Raw genomic sequence first — 14,354 nt, forward strand, 5'->3', positions numbered from 1 at the left:
GTGCAGGGACACCTCATGCCAAGAGATTGCATTCCTCAGATCAGCCGACGCGAGTTTCTTGCCGCTACGGCAGCGTGCGCCATCGCTGGCCCCGCAGCCGCAGCCGCGCCGAAGTCGGGTCCTTACATCGACGGTTTGAGTTTTCTGCCGCAGCGGTCCGCGCAAATCCGCGAGTCGCGACTCGATGCTTTTCTCTGCGATGTTTCGAGCGGAAAGATGGACACCGACGAGGCCGGCCGCCCGTTCTATCACCGCACTTTCGAACTGTGCGACCAGAGCATCGATGCGGCGGACAGGTACATCCAGCAACATCACTCGGATGTGCGCCTCGCGCTGACCGGACTCGATCTCGCCAAGCCGGGACCGCCAGCGGCAATCTTCCAGTTCCAAGGCTGCGAACCGATCGGACGCGAGCTGGCGCGCATCGAGCACTTCAGAAACAAATCGCTGCGCGTACTGCAACTCACCCACAACGAGAGCAACGCTTTCGCCACCGCGTACACAGACGAACGTAGTGGCACGGGCTTGTCCCCTCTCGGCATCGAAGGATTGGCGGAGATGAACCGTCTAGGCGTGATTCCAGACGTTTCGCACGCGTCCGAGGCGACCGCGCTCGACGTCGTGAGCGCCTCGAAGTCGCCCGCCATCCTCTCGCATGGTGCCTGCCGTTCGCTGCTTCAGCATCCCCGATGCGCAACCGACGCAATGCTGCGCGCCGTCGCGGATAGCGGTGGCGTGTTCGGAGTCTTCATGATGAGCTTCTGGTTAACCGATGCGCCGGTACCGACTCCGGAGCATTTCGTCGCGCACGTGCGCCACGCCGTCAAGACAGCGGGCATCGATGCGGTCGGCATTGCCAACGACAATCCCATGGCCGGTCTCATGACGGGCGATCGTCGGTTCGACAACCGCACCGACATGAAAAGCTACGCGCCCTGGTGGGAAGCCAACCGCGAGCGCGGCATTCCGGGTTTCGGACCGCTGCCTCGGCACGCGGTCATTCCAGAGCTCAACAACATCGATCGCATGCCGCTGATCCACCGCGCGCTACTGAACGGAGGCTTCAGCGCTAGCGAGGCCGATAAGGTCATGGGCGGCAACTGGGCTCGCTTCTTCAAAGACAACCTGCGCTGACTTCGAACGGAACACTCCCATGCAACTGTCCATCGATCTACGGGCCTTGCGCAGCGGCGTGACGCGGCGAGCGGCCATGACGATCCTCGGTATTGGCTGCGCCTTGAGCTGCACAGTCATGGCGTCCGCTGCCGGCACGCCCACTCCAGACGATGAGAACCTCTGGCTGGAGGACATCACCGGCCAGCGCGCCCTGGAATGGGTCAAGGAACAGAACGCGGCGACCGAACAGGAACTGAAAGCGCACCCGGAATTCCCAGCCGTGTTCGCTCGTCTGCAGTCCATAGGCAACTCGAGCGAGCGCATTCCCGCCGTCGAGTTGATCGGCGCCCATCTATACAACTACTGGCGCGACGCGAGTCACCCGAAAGGATTGTGGCGACGGACTTCGTTGGCCGAGTACCGCAAAGCCTCGCCGCAGTGGGACGCGGTACTGGATCTCGACGCGCTGGCGGCGCTCGAGTCGGAGAACTGGGTTTGGAACAGCGCGCGCTGTCTGCCAGGCGGCGGCGATCGGTGCCTGGTGCAACTGTCGCGGGGCGGTACGGATGCAGTCGTGTCGCGCGAGTTCGATCTGAGCACACGCACCTTCGTGCGGGACGGATTCGCACTTCCTGAAGCCAAGTCTCACGTCGAATGGCGCGATCGGGACACGCTGTTCGTGGCCACCGATATCGGGCCCGGCAGCCTGACCGACTCGGGCTATCCACGCATCGTCAAACGCTGGCGCCGCGGAACGCCACTCAGTGCAGCGGAAATCGTGCTCGAAGCATCGACCGCCGAGGTGCGCGCGTTCGCCTATCGAACCTTCTGGCCAGGCTTCGAGCGCGAGTTCGCCGTCCAGAGTCTCACGCTATCCCACAGCAAGCTGTTTACAAACACCGCGCAAGGCTGGCGGCAGCTGGCGTTGCCGCTCGATGCAATCACCGAGCAGTACCAGGACCAGCTGCTGATTCAATTGCGCACCGAGTGGCAAGTTGCCGGCGAGCGCTTCCCTGCCGGCGCGCTGCTGGCGGTGAACCTGGATGCCTTCATGAAGGGCGAGCCCCGCTTTGAAGTCTTGTTCACGCCTGCGCCGCGCAGCGCGCTCACAGAATTCGCAATGACGCGCGATCACGTGGTGCTGCGCGAGCTGGAGAATCTGAGCAACCGTCTCTACGTGCTCTCGCGTGAGCAGGGACAATGGCAACGTCACCGGCTCCCGGTCCCGGAGTTCGGCGAGCTCTGGCTCGCGGCGCTGGATCCATTCAGTTCAAATGAATTCTTCGTCTCGCACTCCGGGTTCCTGCAGCCCGGCAGTTTGCAACTCGGCAATGCCGAGCGCATGAGCCTCGAACCTCTCAAACAACTGCCCGACTTCTTCAGCACCGACGGGCTGGAAATCGGTCAGTTCGAAGCGGTGTCCGCGGATGGCACCCATGTCCCCTACTTCCAGGTCTCCCGCCGCGGACTGAAGCTAGATGGCCGCAACCCGACGCTCATCTACGCATACGGAGGTTTCGGGATCACGCAACTGCCAGATTACGACGCGAACATCGGCGCCGCCTGGCTGGAACGCGGCGGCGTGTACGTGCTGGCGAATATTCGCGGTGGCGCCGAATTCGGCCCTGCGTGGCACGAGAGGGCGACGAAGCAGCACAAACAACGTTCCTACGACGACCTCATCTCGGTGGCAGAGAACCTCGTCCGCCGCAATGTCACCTCCCCGCCCCATCTGGGCGTAATGGGAGTCAGCAACGGCGGACTGCTGGCCGGCGTGATGTTGACGCAGCGGCCCGATCTGTTCGGCGCGATCGTCAGCCGCGTGCCGCTGCTCGATATGCGTCGCTATCACCGCCTCCTGGCGGGCGCCAGTTGGATGAGCGAGTACGGCAATCCCGATGAGCCGCAGGATTGGCGCTATATCTCGCAATACTCGCCTTATCAAAATTTGCGCCGGCAGACACGCTATCCACGCACGCTGCTGATCACTTCGACTCGGGACGATCGAGTGCATCCCGCCCACGCCCGCAAGATGGCGGCGCGCATGGAATCCCAAGGGCACAGGGTTCTGTACTACGAGAACACGGAAGGTGGGCACATGGGCGCCGCCGACAATCGTCAACGCGCCTACATGAACGCGCTGACCTACGTTTTCCTATTCGACGAATTGAGTCGCGGCCGGCGGCAATCGTCAGAATGAAAGTGTCATCGCACCGGTGCGGTTCGCTCGACCGCTTGCGTCCAGAGGGATCATGAACGACGCGATACTGGCTCAGGCTGCCAAAACCATCCGTGCCGCGCAGCCTGGCGTGCCGATCGTGCAGGCGTTCTTTCACGAACCTTCATGCACGGCGAGCTACGTCATCCACGACCCTGCGACGAAGGCGGCAGCGATCATCGACAGCGTACTGGACTACGACGCCGCTTCGGGACGCACGGCCACTCGCTCGGCGGACATGATCCGCTCCTATATCCATCAGCAAGCGCTGTCAGTGCAATGGTTGCTGGAAACGCACGCACACGCGGATCACCTCTCCTCCGCGCCCTACCTGCATTCGATCCTGGGCGGTAAGCTAGCGATCGGACGCAATATCATTCGGATCGGACGAACGCTCGGCGCACTCTTCAACATGGCGGCCACCGACGGGATCGAGTTCGACCGTCTGTTCGACGATGGCGACTGCTTCAGCATCGGAGAGCTGACAGCCACGGTCCTGCACGTGCCCGGGCACACTCCCGCGGACGTGGCCTATGTGATCGGCGATGCAGCGTTTGTTGGCGATACGATCTTCATGCCCGACTATGGCACCGCCCGAGCCGATTTTCCCGGGGGCGACGCTCGTCAGCTCTACCGTTCGATCCGCCGCTTGCTCGCTCTGCCGGCCAGCACCCGAATATTCGTTGGCCACGATTACAAGGCTCCGGGCCGCGATCGGTATGCGTGGCAAACGACCGTCGGCGCACAGCGCAGCGACAACATCCACGTGCGCGATGGCGTCAGCGAAGAGGATTTCGCGCTGATGCGCGAGCAGCGTGATGCCACACTTTCGGTTCCTCAACTCTTGCTGCCCGCCGTCCAGGTCAACCTTCGAGGCGGTCGACTGCCCCAAGCGGAGACGAACGGCATCCGCTACCTGAAAATTCCTCTGGACGCTTTCGGCAAATGAGCTTTGAACTGGCGTACAGCGCACTGACTGTGGCTTCCGGTGCACTGGTCGGTTTCATTTTGACGCTCGTGGGTGGCGGCGGATCCATTCTCGCGGTGCCGTTGATGGTTTATGTCCTCGCTGTGCCGGATGCGCACCTAGCGATAGGAACGAGCGCATTCGCCGTGGGCCTGAGCGCCGCTGCGGGACTTCCGAAGTACGCTCGTGCCGGACAGGTAAAGTGGCGTTGCGCCGGACTCTTTGCCGCCATTGGCGTCATCGGCGCATTGCTTGGTTCGACACTGAGCATGGCGCTCGACGCTCGCAAATTACTCGGCGCATTTGCAGTCATGATGATGCTCGCCGGCATATTCATGCTGAAGAAACGTTGCGTGCCTGGCAATCCGGACGCGCATTGCGGCCGCAAGCAACTGCCAAAAGTGTTGGGCTTTGGCGGCGCAGCTGGGATCTTCTCGGGATTCTTCGGTATCGGCGGTGGCTTTCTGATCGTGCCGAGCCTGGTGGCCGCCACCGGCATGCCGACGCTGCATGCCATCGGCTCATCGCTCGTGGCGGTCGCGGCGTTCGGACTCACGACAGGTCTGAACTACGCGCGCGTGGACCTGGTCGATTGGCGACTGGCGCTGCTGTTCGTTGCCGGGGGAATCGCCGGCGGCTCAGGCGGCACTCACATCGCACGCCGCTTGTCGAATCGCACGGGCGCTCTGGAAACCCTGCTCGCGGTGCTCACCTTCCTGGTGGCAGCGTTCATGATTTGGCAGTCAGTGCGCCCAGCAGCGGCAGCGCCGTAGTGTGTTTGAGCTCTTCCATCGCGAACGCAGCGCTCACATCCGTCAGCCGCACCGCTTTGATGAGCTGTTTGTAAACCGCATCATAGGCCGTGATGTTCTGCACGCGCAGTTTCAGCAGATAGTCGATCTCACCGGTCATCCGATAGAACTCAACGACCTCCGGGATCGATCTCACCACCGTTGCAAAGCCCTGTAACCATTCCTCGGAGTGCTCGCTCGCGCGGATGGTCACGAAGATCGTCATGTCGAGGCCCAGTGCTGCTGGATCGAGCAGCGTCACGCGTCGACTGATCACGCCCACCTCTTCCAGACGCTTGATCCGGCGCCAGCAGGCATTGTGAGACAGATGAACATGATCGGCGACCGCCGCGACCGATAGCGTCGCGTCCTCCTGCATCACGCGCAGAATGCGGATATCCGCTTCGTCCAGACTCACCTTGCTCGACATTTCGTAATCTTCCGGAAGTGGGATCGCGACTCGACTGACATCGCCGCGCTTTCTGCAGAATGCTGCAAGCCAGACCGGAATTGCAACCTGGCGGCGTGGTGGTGGATGAACATCCCAAGACTGACCCGGATTCGAAAAATCTCGGTAAGGTTTTTTCAACGCCAACATGTTTCCATGCGACGCTCGAAAACATGGGGCTTGAGACATGCCGGCAAGCAGCTGGCAATTGCATTTTCATCCAACGGACGACGTTGCCAGGCCCTGCGAACCCTCTCAGCAACTCCAACCAACGACACGTCGCCATGACCACGGAATTTCCAATCTACCTGGACTACGCCGCCACTACGCCCATCGATCTACGAGTCGCTGAGCGCATGATCGAATGCCTCGGCGCGAGAGGCGCGCACGGCAACCCCTCGTCCACCGGGCATGAATATGGGCGGCGTGCGCGTAACCTCATCGAGACCGCGCGAGTACAAGTAGCGAAGGCGATCGGCGCCCAGCCTGCTTCGATTATCTGGACCTCGGGTGCCACTGAATCGAACAATCTGGCATTGTTCGGCTCGGCGCGTTTCAACCGCGGACGCGGACGGCACATCATATCCTCCCTGACCGAACACAAAGCCGTGCTCGATCCTCTCAGGCAGCTGGAGCGCGAAGGCTTCGAAGTCACGTATCTCAGGCCCGCCCCCTCGGGGGCAGTCAGCCCGGCGCAGGTCATTGACGCGCTCCGTGCAGACACTGTGCTGGTATCTCTCATGCATGTGAACAACGAGATCGGCGTCATTCAGGACGTGGCCGCTGTAGGGCGGGCATGTCGAGAGCGAGGCGTCGCGTTTCACGTCGATGCGGCCCAGAGCGCCGGCAAACTGCCGATCGACGTCGAGTCGGCGTGCATCGATCTCATGTCGTTGACGGCGCACAAGTGTTACGGGCCCAAAGGCATCGGCGTGTTGTATCTGCGTCGTCAGCCGGGACTTGGACTGCAACCGCTGTTCTTCGGCGGCGGCCAGGAATACGGTCTGCGCTCGGGAACGCTCGCGACACATCAGATTGTCGGCATGGGCGCGGCACTGTCGGTGGCGGTCGCCGACATGGCCACCGACAGTGCAAGAATCCGTGAGCTGCGCGACCGCCTCTGGGCAGGCATTCAGGCGCTCGGTGGCGTCGAATTGAACTGCGATCCGCGGCATCAAGTAGCCCACCTCCTGAACATCTCGTTTCACGGCGTCGCTGGTGGAAGCCTCCAGTTCGCGTTACGCGACCTCGCCGTCTCGGCCGGCTCCGCCTGCTCCTCCGGTTCAGATGCGCCATCGCATGTTTTGCATGCGATGGGTCGATCCAATGAATTGGCGCACAGCTCGCTACGCTTCAGCCTCGGCCGGTTCACGACCGCAGCGGAAGTAGACGCCGCCATCGCGACCCTGAGACGCGAGTTGCCACGACTGCGCTCGAGTATGTAGCGCCATAGTCACGACGACCGAAGGGGGCTTTGCTGTCGAAGCTCCTGAATCATTGCGCCTGGGAGTCAGGGCGTTCGTGGTCTCGTCACGAATAGCGTTGAATCGGTTGGTACAGAATTAACCGATTGATCTGCTAACTCGCAGCGCGAGTGCCGGTCCAGTCCATCATCGGCGCAATGGAAACGCGGCGATCTAACTCATTCATAACAAAGCATATTCTCGTGGCGGTCGGTGTAGTTGACGACCGGACCGACAATGGGACTCTAGGGGAATTCGCGCTTACGAACTAGCCGCGCCTTCGGAAGACCGGAAGACCTGGCATCCCCTACGCTTCTAATTTTTCGGCGATTTCTCTGATTGTGAACGGGAACGACAAACGACAATCAAGACAGGGCTGGACATTGCGAGGAAGCGAACACCTTACTACGACCACGCGGGCCGAGGTCGCGTCAATGTTAGGTGTCGCCAGTCGCAATCTTCGGGGCACTTTTTTTGGGTTGGAACATCGGCAGCACCGCACTTGGCAGCCTGAGGCGCGCGCAAGTGCTGTGGATGAACTCTCTCCAATAGGGCCATATGTGGTATGTCACGTTTTGAGCGAAGGCGGACATCGCCTCTTCTGTGATGACTTCCTCGTTGCTTACAACGTAATCTGCAGAAAAGGTGGCGCTGATTTCAGCTCGAATGGTCGGCTCAGCGGCTTCAAGGGAGTCAGTAACTACGAAGCGTACCCCCGTATCTACTGAGTATCGAAGCACACTGATCTTCCGGTGAGGCTCACTGTCTTCCGTTAATTCAAAGCGCTCGATGTCCGCAGAATTCGTGAACTTTATCTGGACGCCAAGCAAATCCTTCGAATACTTCGGGTCGAAACCATCCTCAGTGTGGGCTTCCGCTCGACGAACGAAGACATCTTGCAGCACAAGGGCCTGCTGCATCTGCCAAAGGAGGTCGCTCATGCAGCCTTGCAGCTCTCTTTGTGGAGAGGGATTACGTTGCTCCAGCGCGGATCGTTGCTCACTTCAACTTCTGCGAACCCAGCAACGCGCCTGCTGATAAGTACAGCATCGACGGATTGCCATGCATTTGACTCGTGGGCATCTAACAGGCGCACGCAGACCTTTTTCCCTAACGATGACGCGATGTCGGCGAGCGTTCGCAACGTCATGTTTCTCGAACCGGTGAGAATCTGGCTGACAAACGCCTTGCTCTTTCCCAAAGAGGCAGCCAGCTGGGCCTTCGAGACCTCAAGCTTGTCCATGGCTTCCCAGATCTCTTCAGCGGTGTCAACGATGAGCTTCTCCTGAGCATAGATTCGCTCGCGCTCGGGGGACGCTTCCACCCAATCGTTAAGCTTGCTCATTTCGACTCCTTACTCAATCTGTAACTGTCTTTCCGAGCGCTGGCCTTTGCCAGATCAGCTGGATCCAACTTCTGTTTCTTTTTCAGAACGACGTGACTAATGATGAATGCTCGGCGACCGCTCACCCGATCGAACCATCCATATGCACGCAAACCCGTATTGCCCTTAACCGCGTGAATCCCATCACCCTCGGAATTCATGTGGTCCGGCACACGTAACCGCCCGAACTCCGCCAATCGAGCTAAACGCGCTCGAAATTGCGCTTGATGCGCTTCCATGACCCCCACTTCCGCTTCGGCCCATGACGCCTCAGCACCCTCCCACAGCCAAATCGTCAAGCTACTTCCGCTGTGGTACTCGTCCATCGGTTGGCTGGAGTTAATATATAGATTAACGAGCAGATTTCTACTGATGTTTTCGACAGCGTGAGCTATTCGCAGGCTGTAGGCCATTCTTGTACGACCTGACAGCCCGCCTTCGTTCATATTGACCGGCGCTCTTCGGCGACCACGCCCCATTTCTCCCCAATTTTCTGGATACGACACCAGCCAGAGCGGGCGAGATACCGCTAGTTATCAATGGCTTGACCTCGTCATAACCAGGTAGCACGCAGCCCAAGTGTGATTATTGTTAAATCGAGTATCCTCAAAACTGCCCACCTTGGCAGGCAACCTCACCCCCAACCTCCAAGCCGTAAAAGAATCATGGCTCGCCACCTGGCCACCGGTGGCGACCATCGAAGCGGTCGTCGAGCTCGAAGTTCGGCCGCCAACATTGGGCGCTGTGGGCGATTCCATTTCGCATGAGGTCGCGCGCGTCGAACGCGATCTCTATTTTCAATGCATTCCTCCGATCAATGGGCCGCTTCGGACAGATGACGCTCAAGCCTCGGCCGTTCGTGAGCTGCCGCATAGTCGAGGACAGCGACATCACTTGCCGGCCAGCGCACCTCGCGATCCACCACGCAGCGCTGATCAATGCCAAAATGGTTCATCGCGTCCACGAAGCGCTGCGCGCTGAGCAGCCCTTTATCCACTGCCGCCGCCCATGATGATGATGATGCCGAACGCAGCCCTGGCTCAAACATCGCGTTGATCTCGGCGACCCGCGATCCTGCGGGGAGGCGCCGTTTATGCCGCGAAAGCTCGGCGGCCTTCGGTTGACGGCGAGTACGGTGTGGCAAGCTGATTAAGCAGGCAGCTTGACTGTCCTCCGGGCTCTCAGACGATCTGGGTGCGCGGTGTAGCTTCCGGATCTTCACGTGAATTCGGCCGCCCAGCCTCACTCAAATGCGTAATCGAGGAGTTGCGCGATCTTTAAGCAGATGCACTTGGTGCGCTCTTGGGGCGCGCCGAATACAGCATGAGCATGGCGGTATAGGCCACTACCACAGCCACCAGCCAACGCAGCCAGCCGATCGGAAGCGACTTGACGATGAACGCGGCGATCAACACGCCGGGGATCCCGCCGATGGCGAGCCCCAGCGCAGCCTTCAGGTCGTACCGGCCCACGCGGATGAAACGCACTCCACCGATTGGCATCAAGAAGGCGCACGAGCCCATCATGATGGGAAAGGCTGCCAGCGGATTCATTCCGAGAAGACTGATCAACATGAGACACGGCGCATACAGTCCCACTCCCAGCGTCATCAGGGCGCCCAGAAGGAAATTCACTGCTATTGCCGCAGCCAACTGAGCACCAGTGAGTCCGAGAGCGTCACCTCCGCCGGGCAGCCAACCCAAATTGGTTGCGACGAAGACGAGCGCCGCGACGAGCAGCGCCGCGCCCATGCCCGTCTGAATCAGCCTCCGCGGCAAACGCGCGACAACGTCCGCCCCGATCCACGCCCCCACGACTGCCGCAACGATCATGCTGATGAGAGTCGCGGGATCGAGCTTGACGACACCGACGAAGATCAATGCCTGCACCAGCGTCGGAAGCGCGTGTCCAGTGTTCAGAGTTCCGGGAATCTGCTCGTCCGGCATGCGAACGCAGAGCTTGAATACTGCGGTGGTAGGTGCGAATGAACCGATCCCGAGTGTGTCGAAGAAATTAGTGACGAACCCGAGCAGCGTGTCGCCCGGCCGCGGCTTGCGTGTGACCGCGACAGGCCTGCCGCGTTCAGTAGACCACCAGCGCCATGCATACCACACCGCAGTAAGCGAGAGCGCTCCGATCAACCCGTGCGTTGCGATTGTCGTTTGTTGCAACTGTGCCGTCACTGCTCGCGGGCATCCGAAACGTAGCCCAACACCGCCTTGACCTCGAGAAACTCATTGAAGCCGTACTCGCCCCATTCCCGGCCATTGCCACTCTTCTTATATCCGCCAAACGGCGCCAGCAAATCACCCCCAGCCCCATTGATCGACACGCGGCCCGCACGCACTTGCGCGGCTACCGCACCAACCCTCGCCATGTCGGCGCCCCAGATGTAAGCGGCCAAGCCATATTCTGTGTCATTGGCGATTTCGATCGCCTCATCGACCGAGCTATAGCTGATGATTGAAAGAACCGGGCCGAATATCTCCTCCCGGGCGATCGTCATGTCGTTCTTCACGTGCGCGAAGATCGTGGGCTTGACGTAGCAGCCCGCATTCAATCCTTCCGGACGACCCAACCCGCCCGTGACAAGAACGGCTCCTTCTTCGATTCCGCTGGCAATCAGCTCCTGAATTTTCAGCCAGTGTGCCGGCGAGACCACCGGCCCCATGTCCGCGCCGCTACGCGGATCGCCCACCCGCATGCCCTCGGCGACCCTTTTTGCTATGGCAGTCACCTCGTCCAATTTGTCGGCGGGCACCAGCATCCGACTCGCCGCATTACAGGACTGGCCGGAATTTCCCAACACGTGCTTGACTCCCGCCGTGACTGCCCGCTCGAGATCGGCATCGTCGAGAATGATGTTCGGTGATTTCCCGCCCAGCTCCTGCGCGACCCGTTTCACGCCGGGCGCCGCGGCCCTCGCCACCTCCACCCCTGCCCGCGTAGAGCCGGTGAATGAAACCATGTCCACTCCCGGATGGGAGGCGATAGCCGCTCCAACGCTAGCGCCCGCACCGTTGACGAGATTGAAAACACCCGCGGGAATCCGCGCTGCGTGGAGTATTTCGGCAAACAGATAGGCCGAGAAAGGCGCAACTTCAGAAGGCTTGAGCACGATCGTGCAGCCGGTTGCGAGTGCTGGAGCCACCTTGCAGGCGATCTGGTTCATGGGCCAGTTCCACGGAGTGATCAGCCCACAAACTCCGATCGGCTCCTTGACGATCCGCGTAGTTCCGCGCATCTGCTCGAAAGCGAAATTCCTCAGCACGGCGAGACCTGCCTCCAGATGCGCCAAGCCACTGCGCGCTTGCGCCTGTCGGGCCAGGGATATCGGGGCGCCCATCTCTTCGGTGATCGCGTCTGCCAGCTCATCGTGACGACGTCGATATTCCTCGATGACCCGCTCGAAAGCTTCGATACGCTCTGCGCGGGTGGTCCTGGACCAGCTGACGAACGCGCGGCGGGCGGCCTGCACCGCGCGGTCGACGTCTGCAGCCGAACCCATGGAAATCCGACCCGCGATGTTCCCGTTGGCGGGATTGATCACGTCCAATGTTTCGGGGCGTGCGGGCTCGACCCAACCGCCGTCAATATAGAATCCAAGATACTCGCGCATGTCGCCCCTTTGAGCCGCTACTTATCTCTTAACCGGGACCGTCCGATTGTCGCCGGTGGCGCAAAACAATCGTCGTTGACAGGGCGCGGTCTCGGGCATGGCGCGCATGGCGACCAAACCGACGATCACGCCGCCAATCATGTACCACGCCGGTGTCAGCGGGTTTCCAGTGACGCGAGTGAGCCACGCAACGGTGAACTGCGCGGATCCGCCGAAGATCGAAACGGCTAGTGCGTAGACCAACCCCAGCGCGCCGGACCGCACCCGTTGCGGCAAAGCTTCAGCGATGACGACGAAAAACACTGATGTGGAAAGCGTCGACGCAGTCGCGAGCACAGCACAGGCGGCATAGAGCGCCACAGCGGTCCGCTCGCGCTCGAGCATCTCGAAGCACGGAAACACCAGGATCGCCAGGAATAGCCACGGGATGAGCATCACTCGCTTGCGCCCATATCGGTCGGAGAGTGAGCCGGCCAATGGAGCGCATATCGCGCCACATAATCCAACAACCACCGTTGCACCGAACGCGAGTCGGGAAGTCATCCCGAGTGTCGAGTTGGCGTAAGTGGTCATGTACTTCAGCAAGTAGTTTGTCGTGGTTGCGGCGGCCACGAGGCAGACACCGGCCACCGCTACGCGCGCGTAGCTTTGCATCGGCGGAGACTCCAGAGAAACGCCAACCGGTTGTAAGGTTTCATCGAGCGTCCGACGTAGCATCAGTCCGACAGGAATGATCACCGCACCGAGGAGTAGCGCAACCCGCCATCCCCATGCATCGAGCGCCGCGGGCTCCAGCACGCTCGCGAGCGCGACGCCGACAATTCCAGCGGTGAGCGCAGACATGTCCGCGCTCATGGCTTGGAGCGACGCATATAAGCCGCGACGCGAAGCCGGAGCCGCCTCCACCAAAAATGCGGTACTCGCGCCTACTTCGCCGCCGATCGCGAAGCCCTGTAACAAACGAAACATCAACACCAGGATCGGCGCGGCGATGCCGATCGATGCATAGGAAGGAATCAATGGCAGGGCGAGCGCGGCGATACCCATCAGCGCGAACGATAGGAGCATCGCCGGCTTGCGGCCGGCCCGGTCGGCGAACCTGCCGAGCATCAACGCGCCGAGCGGTCGCGTGAAGAATCCCATGCCAAACGTCGCGAGCGATGCCAGCAAGCTCACGCCGGGTGTCTCAGAAGGGAAGAAGGTTCTTCCGATCTGCGCGGCGAAATAGGCATACGTCACGAAATCGTAGAACTCGATCGCATTGCCGAGGCAGACACCGGCGACCTGGCGGTTCGAAATCCGTATTCTGGTTTGATCCACGATGTCAGGCACCCCACACCGCTTCATAGACGCGCAACCAGTTCTCACCCAGCACTTTGCGCAAATCTGCGTCGGACCATCCTCGTTGCAGCAGGCCCTGCGCGACGTTGGGTAATTCGTCGATGCTCTCGAATCCCTCGATGTAGAACCAGGGTGTTTCCTGGCTATAAGCTTCCGCCGCCATGACCAGCTGATCGGCGGCCGACAGGCGTCCCGGATCATTGCGGCCGCTCAGGAAATCCGGGCCAAGGCCGATGTGATCCGTACCCACGAGCCGCTTGAGATAATCATACTGATCGAGATGGCGATCCAGGCTTGCCTGCGGTGTGCGCATCACCTGCGCGTCGCTCGCTTTCCTGACGTGAAAGTCGCTGAAGGCCGTAACGCCGATGACGCCACCGGTCCTGGCGATTGCTTCGAGCATTCGGTCGGTGGAGCAACGTGGATTGTCGTTCAGCGCCCGCACATTGGTGTGGCTGCAGATGACGGGGACGCCGGCTGAGATCGCGATCGCATCGAAGGACGTTTGCTCGTTCGTGTGTCCGCCGACGTCCAACACGATCTGCGATCGGTGGATCTCCTCGACCAGACGGTGCCCGGCGCGCGTCAGGCCGACCTGAGGGTCGAGACACCCTCCTCCGAACTGATTCGCGACGTTGTAGGCGATGCCGCAGATCCGCAGGCCCAGTTCGCGATACGCGCGCAGGTTTCCGAGCTCAGGCTCACCGGCGACGATCAGTCCCTCCGCGGATTGCCAACCGGACACGAGCGAAATGATGCCTTGATGGTGGAACTCCCGAATGTCACGCACGCAGCCTGCAGGGGCGATGTTCGTTTTGTATTCGTCGCAGAAGCTCAGCAGCGAAGCGAAGCTAGCGAAATCGTCGCCGACACTGCGGTGCCAGCAGCTCACTCCACCCGCTCTGAGATGATCGAGGTACTCCGCGCTGAGGCTCGAAGGATCGAGCCCGTTGACTACAAGCGCGAAACGCCGCAGCCCCAGAGCATCGCCTTCTTGCGTGCTCGGT

At 60.8% G+C, this 14,354-nt stretch carries 14 protein-coding genes; 5 read left to right on the top strand and 9 right to left on the bottom strand.

What is annotated here, in order from left to right; genetic code table 11:
- Positions 1-15: 15 nt before the first annotated feature.
- The 4 genes from EKO19_RS33450 to EKO19_RS33465 are packed head-to-tail and all read left to right on the top strand — an operon-like array spanning position 16 to position 5,074.
- Positions 16-1,134: a membrane dipeptidase gene (locus tag EKO19_RS33450; RefSeq protein ID WP_129781779.1), complete on the top strand. Its 1,119-nt coding sequence runs from the start codon at positions 16-18 to the stop codon at positions 1,132-1,134.
- 19 nt (positions 1,135-1,153) lie between these two features.
- On the top strand, positions 1,154-3,316 hold the full coding sequence (locus tag EKO19_RS33455) for a prolyl oligopeptidase family serine peptidase (protein WP_217705765.1): 2,163 nt from the start codon (positions 1,154-1,156) through the stop codon (positions 3,314-3,316).
- A gap of 52 nt (positions 3,317-3,368) precedes the next feature.
- Complete coding sequence (locus tag EKO19_RS33460) at positions 3,369-4,283, top strand: MBL fold metallo-hydrolase (protein ID WP_129781780.1); 915 nt, start codon at positions 3,369-3,371, stop codon at positions 4,281-4,283.
- Positions 4,280-5,074: a sulfite exporter TauE/SafE family protein gene (locus tag EKO19_RS33465; RefSeq protein ID WP_129781781.1), complete on the top strand. Its 795-nt coding sequence runs from the start codon at positions 4,280-4,282 to the stop codon at positions 5,072-5,074. Before EKO19_RS33460 ends, EKO19_RS33465 begins: the two co-directional genes overlap by 4 nt.
- On the opposite strand, the gene EKO19_RS33470 is transcribed toward EKO19_RS33465, so the two are convergent.
- Positions 5,031-5,504: an Lrp/AsnC family transcriptional regulator gene (locus EKO19_RS33470; protein ID WP_407676675.1), complete on the bottom strand. Its 474-nt coding sequence runs from the start codon at positions 5,502-5,504 to the stop codon at positions 5,031-5,033. The two genes, EKO19_RS33465 and EKO19_RS33470, sit on opposite strands and share 44 nt — an antisense overlap.
- Before the next feature lie 320 nt (positions 5,505-5,824).
- Here EKO19_RS33470 and EKO19_RS33475 point away from each other — a divergent pair, with 320 nt between their 5' ends.
- Positions 5,825-6,985 (top strand): aminotransferase class V-fold PLP-dependent enzyme, encoded by a 1,161-nt coding sequence (locus EKO19_RS33475; protein WP_129781783.1) that lies wholly within the window; start codon positions 5,825-5,827, stop codon positions 6,983-6,985.
- A gap of 455 nt (positions 6,986-7,440) precedes the next feature.
- On the opposite strand, the gene EKO19_RS33480 is transcribed toward EKO19_RS33475, so the two are convergent.
- The 8 genes from EKO19_RS33480 to EKO19_RS33515 form a co-directional block, all read right to left on the bottom strand.
- On the bottom strand, positions 7,441-7,944 hold the full coding sequence (locus tag EKO19_RS33480; protein WP_129781784.1) for a hypothetical protein: 504 nt from the start codon (positions 7,942-7,944) through the stop codon (positions 7,441-7,443).
- The gene (locus EKO19_RS33485; RefSeq protein WP_129781785.1) at positions 7,941-8,348 is read right to left on the bottom strand and encodes a helix-turn-helix domain-containing protein; all 408 of its coding nucleotides are present in this window, start codon (positions 8,346-8,348) and stop codon (positions 7,941-7,943) included. Before EKO19_RS33485 ends, EKO19_RS33480 begins: the two co-directional genes overlap by 4 nt.
- Positions 8,345-8,800, bottom strand: coding sequence for a hypothetical protein (locus EKO19_RS33490; RefSeq protein ID WP_129781786.1), 456 nt, complete (start codon positions 8,798-8,800; stop codon positions 8,345-8,347). The genes EKO19_RS33485 and EKO19_RS33490 overlap by 4 nt, the downstream gene beginning before the upstream one ends.
- A gap of 401 nt (positions 8,801-9,201) precedes the next feature.
- Positions 9,202-9,384, bottom strand: a complete 183-nt coding sequence (locus EKO19_RS33495; protein ID WP_129781787.1) for a hypothetical protein — start codon at positions 9,382-9,384, stop codon at positions 9,202-9,204.
- Positions 9,385-9,664: 280 nt separating this feature from the next.
- Complete coding sequence (locus EKO19_RS33500) at positions 9,665-10,570, bottom strand: sulfite exporter TauE/SafE family protein (protein WP_217705766.1); 906 nt, start codon at positions 10,568-10,570, stop codon at positions 9,665-9,667.
- Positions 10,567-12,006: an aldehyde dehydrogenase family protein gene (locus EKO19_RS33505; RefSeq protein ID WP_129781788.1), complete on the bottom strand. Its 1,440-nt coding sequence runs from the start codon at positions 12,004-12,006 to the stop codon at positions 10,567-10,569. Before EKO19_RS33505 ends, EKO19_RS33500 begins: the two co-directional genes overlap by 4 nt.
- A gap of 21 nt (positions 12,007-12,027) precedes the next feature.
- Positions 12,028-13,326, bottom strand: a complete 1,299-nt coding sequence (locus tag EKO19_RS33510) for an MFS transporter (protein WP_157995563.1) — start codon at positions 13,324-13,326, stop codon at positions 12,028-12,030.
- A gap of 4 nt (positions 13,327-13,330) precedes the next feature.
- Positions 13,331-14,239, bottom strand: coding sequence for a dipeptidase (locus EKO19_RS33515; protein WP_157995564.1), 909 nt, complete (start codon positions 14,237-14,239; stop codon positions 13,331-13,333).
- Between the last annotated feature and the right edge of the window lie 115 nt (positions 14,240-14,354).

The organism is Peristeroidobacter soli, assembly GCF_004138485.1.
In the GTDB taxonomy this organism is placed as follows: Bacteria; Pseudomonadota; Gammaproteobacteria; order Steroidobacterales; family Steroidobacteraceae; genus Steroidobacter; species Steroidobacter soli.

Bases quoted from the DNA above. Each gene is read 5' to 3' on its own strand.
- EKO19_RS33460 (WP_129781780.1), top strand. From the start codon at position 3,369: ATGAACGACGCGATACTGGCTCAGGCTGCCAAAACCATCCGTGCCGCG.
- EKO19_RS33485 (WP_129781785.1), bottom strand. From the start codon at position 8,348: ATGAGCAAGCTTAACGATTGGGTGGAAGCGTCCCCCGAGCGCGAGCGA.
- EKO19_RS33475 (WP_129781783.1), top strand. From the start codon at position 5,825: ATGACCACGGAATTTCCAATCTACCTGGACTACGCCGCCACTACGCCC.
- EKO19_RS33480 (WP_129781784.1), bottom strand. From the start codon at position 7,944: ATGAGCGACCTCCTTTGGCAGATGCAGCAGGCCCTTGTGCTGCAAGAT.
- EKO19_RS33455 (WP_217705765.1), top strand. From the start codon at position 1,154: ATGCAACTGTCCATCGATCTACGGGCCTTGCGCAGCGGCGTGACGCGG.
- EKO19_RS33505 (WP_129781788.1), bottom strand. From the start codon at position 12,006: ATGCGCGAGTATCTTGGATTCTATATTGACGGCGGTTGGGTCGAGCCC.
- EKO19_RS33450 (WP_129781779.1), top strand. From the start codon at position 16: ATGCCAAGAGATTGCATTCCTCAGATCAGCCGACGCGAGTTTCTTGCC.
- EKO19_RS33490 (WP_129781786.1), bottom strand. From the start codon at position 8,800: ATGGCCTACAGCCTGCGAATAGCTCACGCTGTCGAAAACATCAGTAGA.
- EKO19_RS33465 (WP_129781781.1), top strand. From the start codon at position 4,280: ATGAGCTTTGAACTGGCGTACAGCGCACTGACTGTGGCTTCCGGTGCA.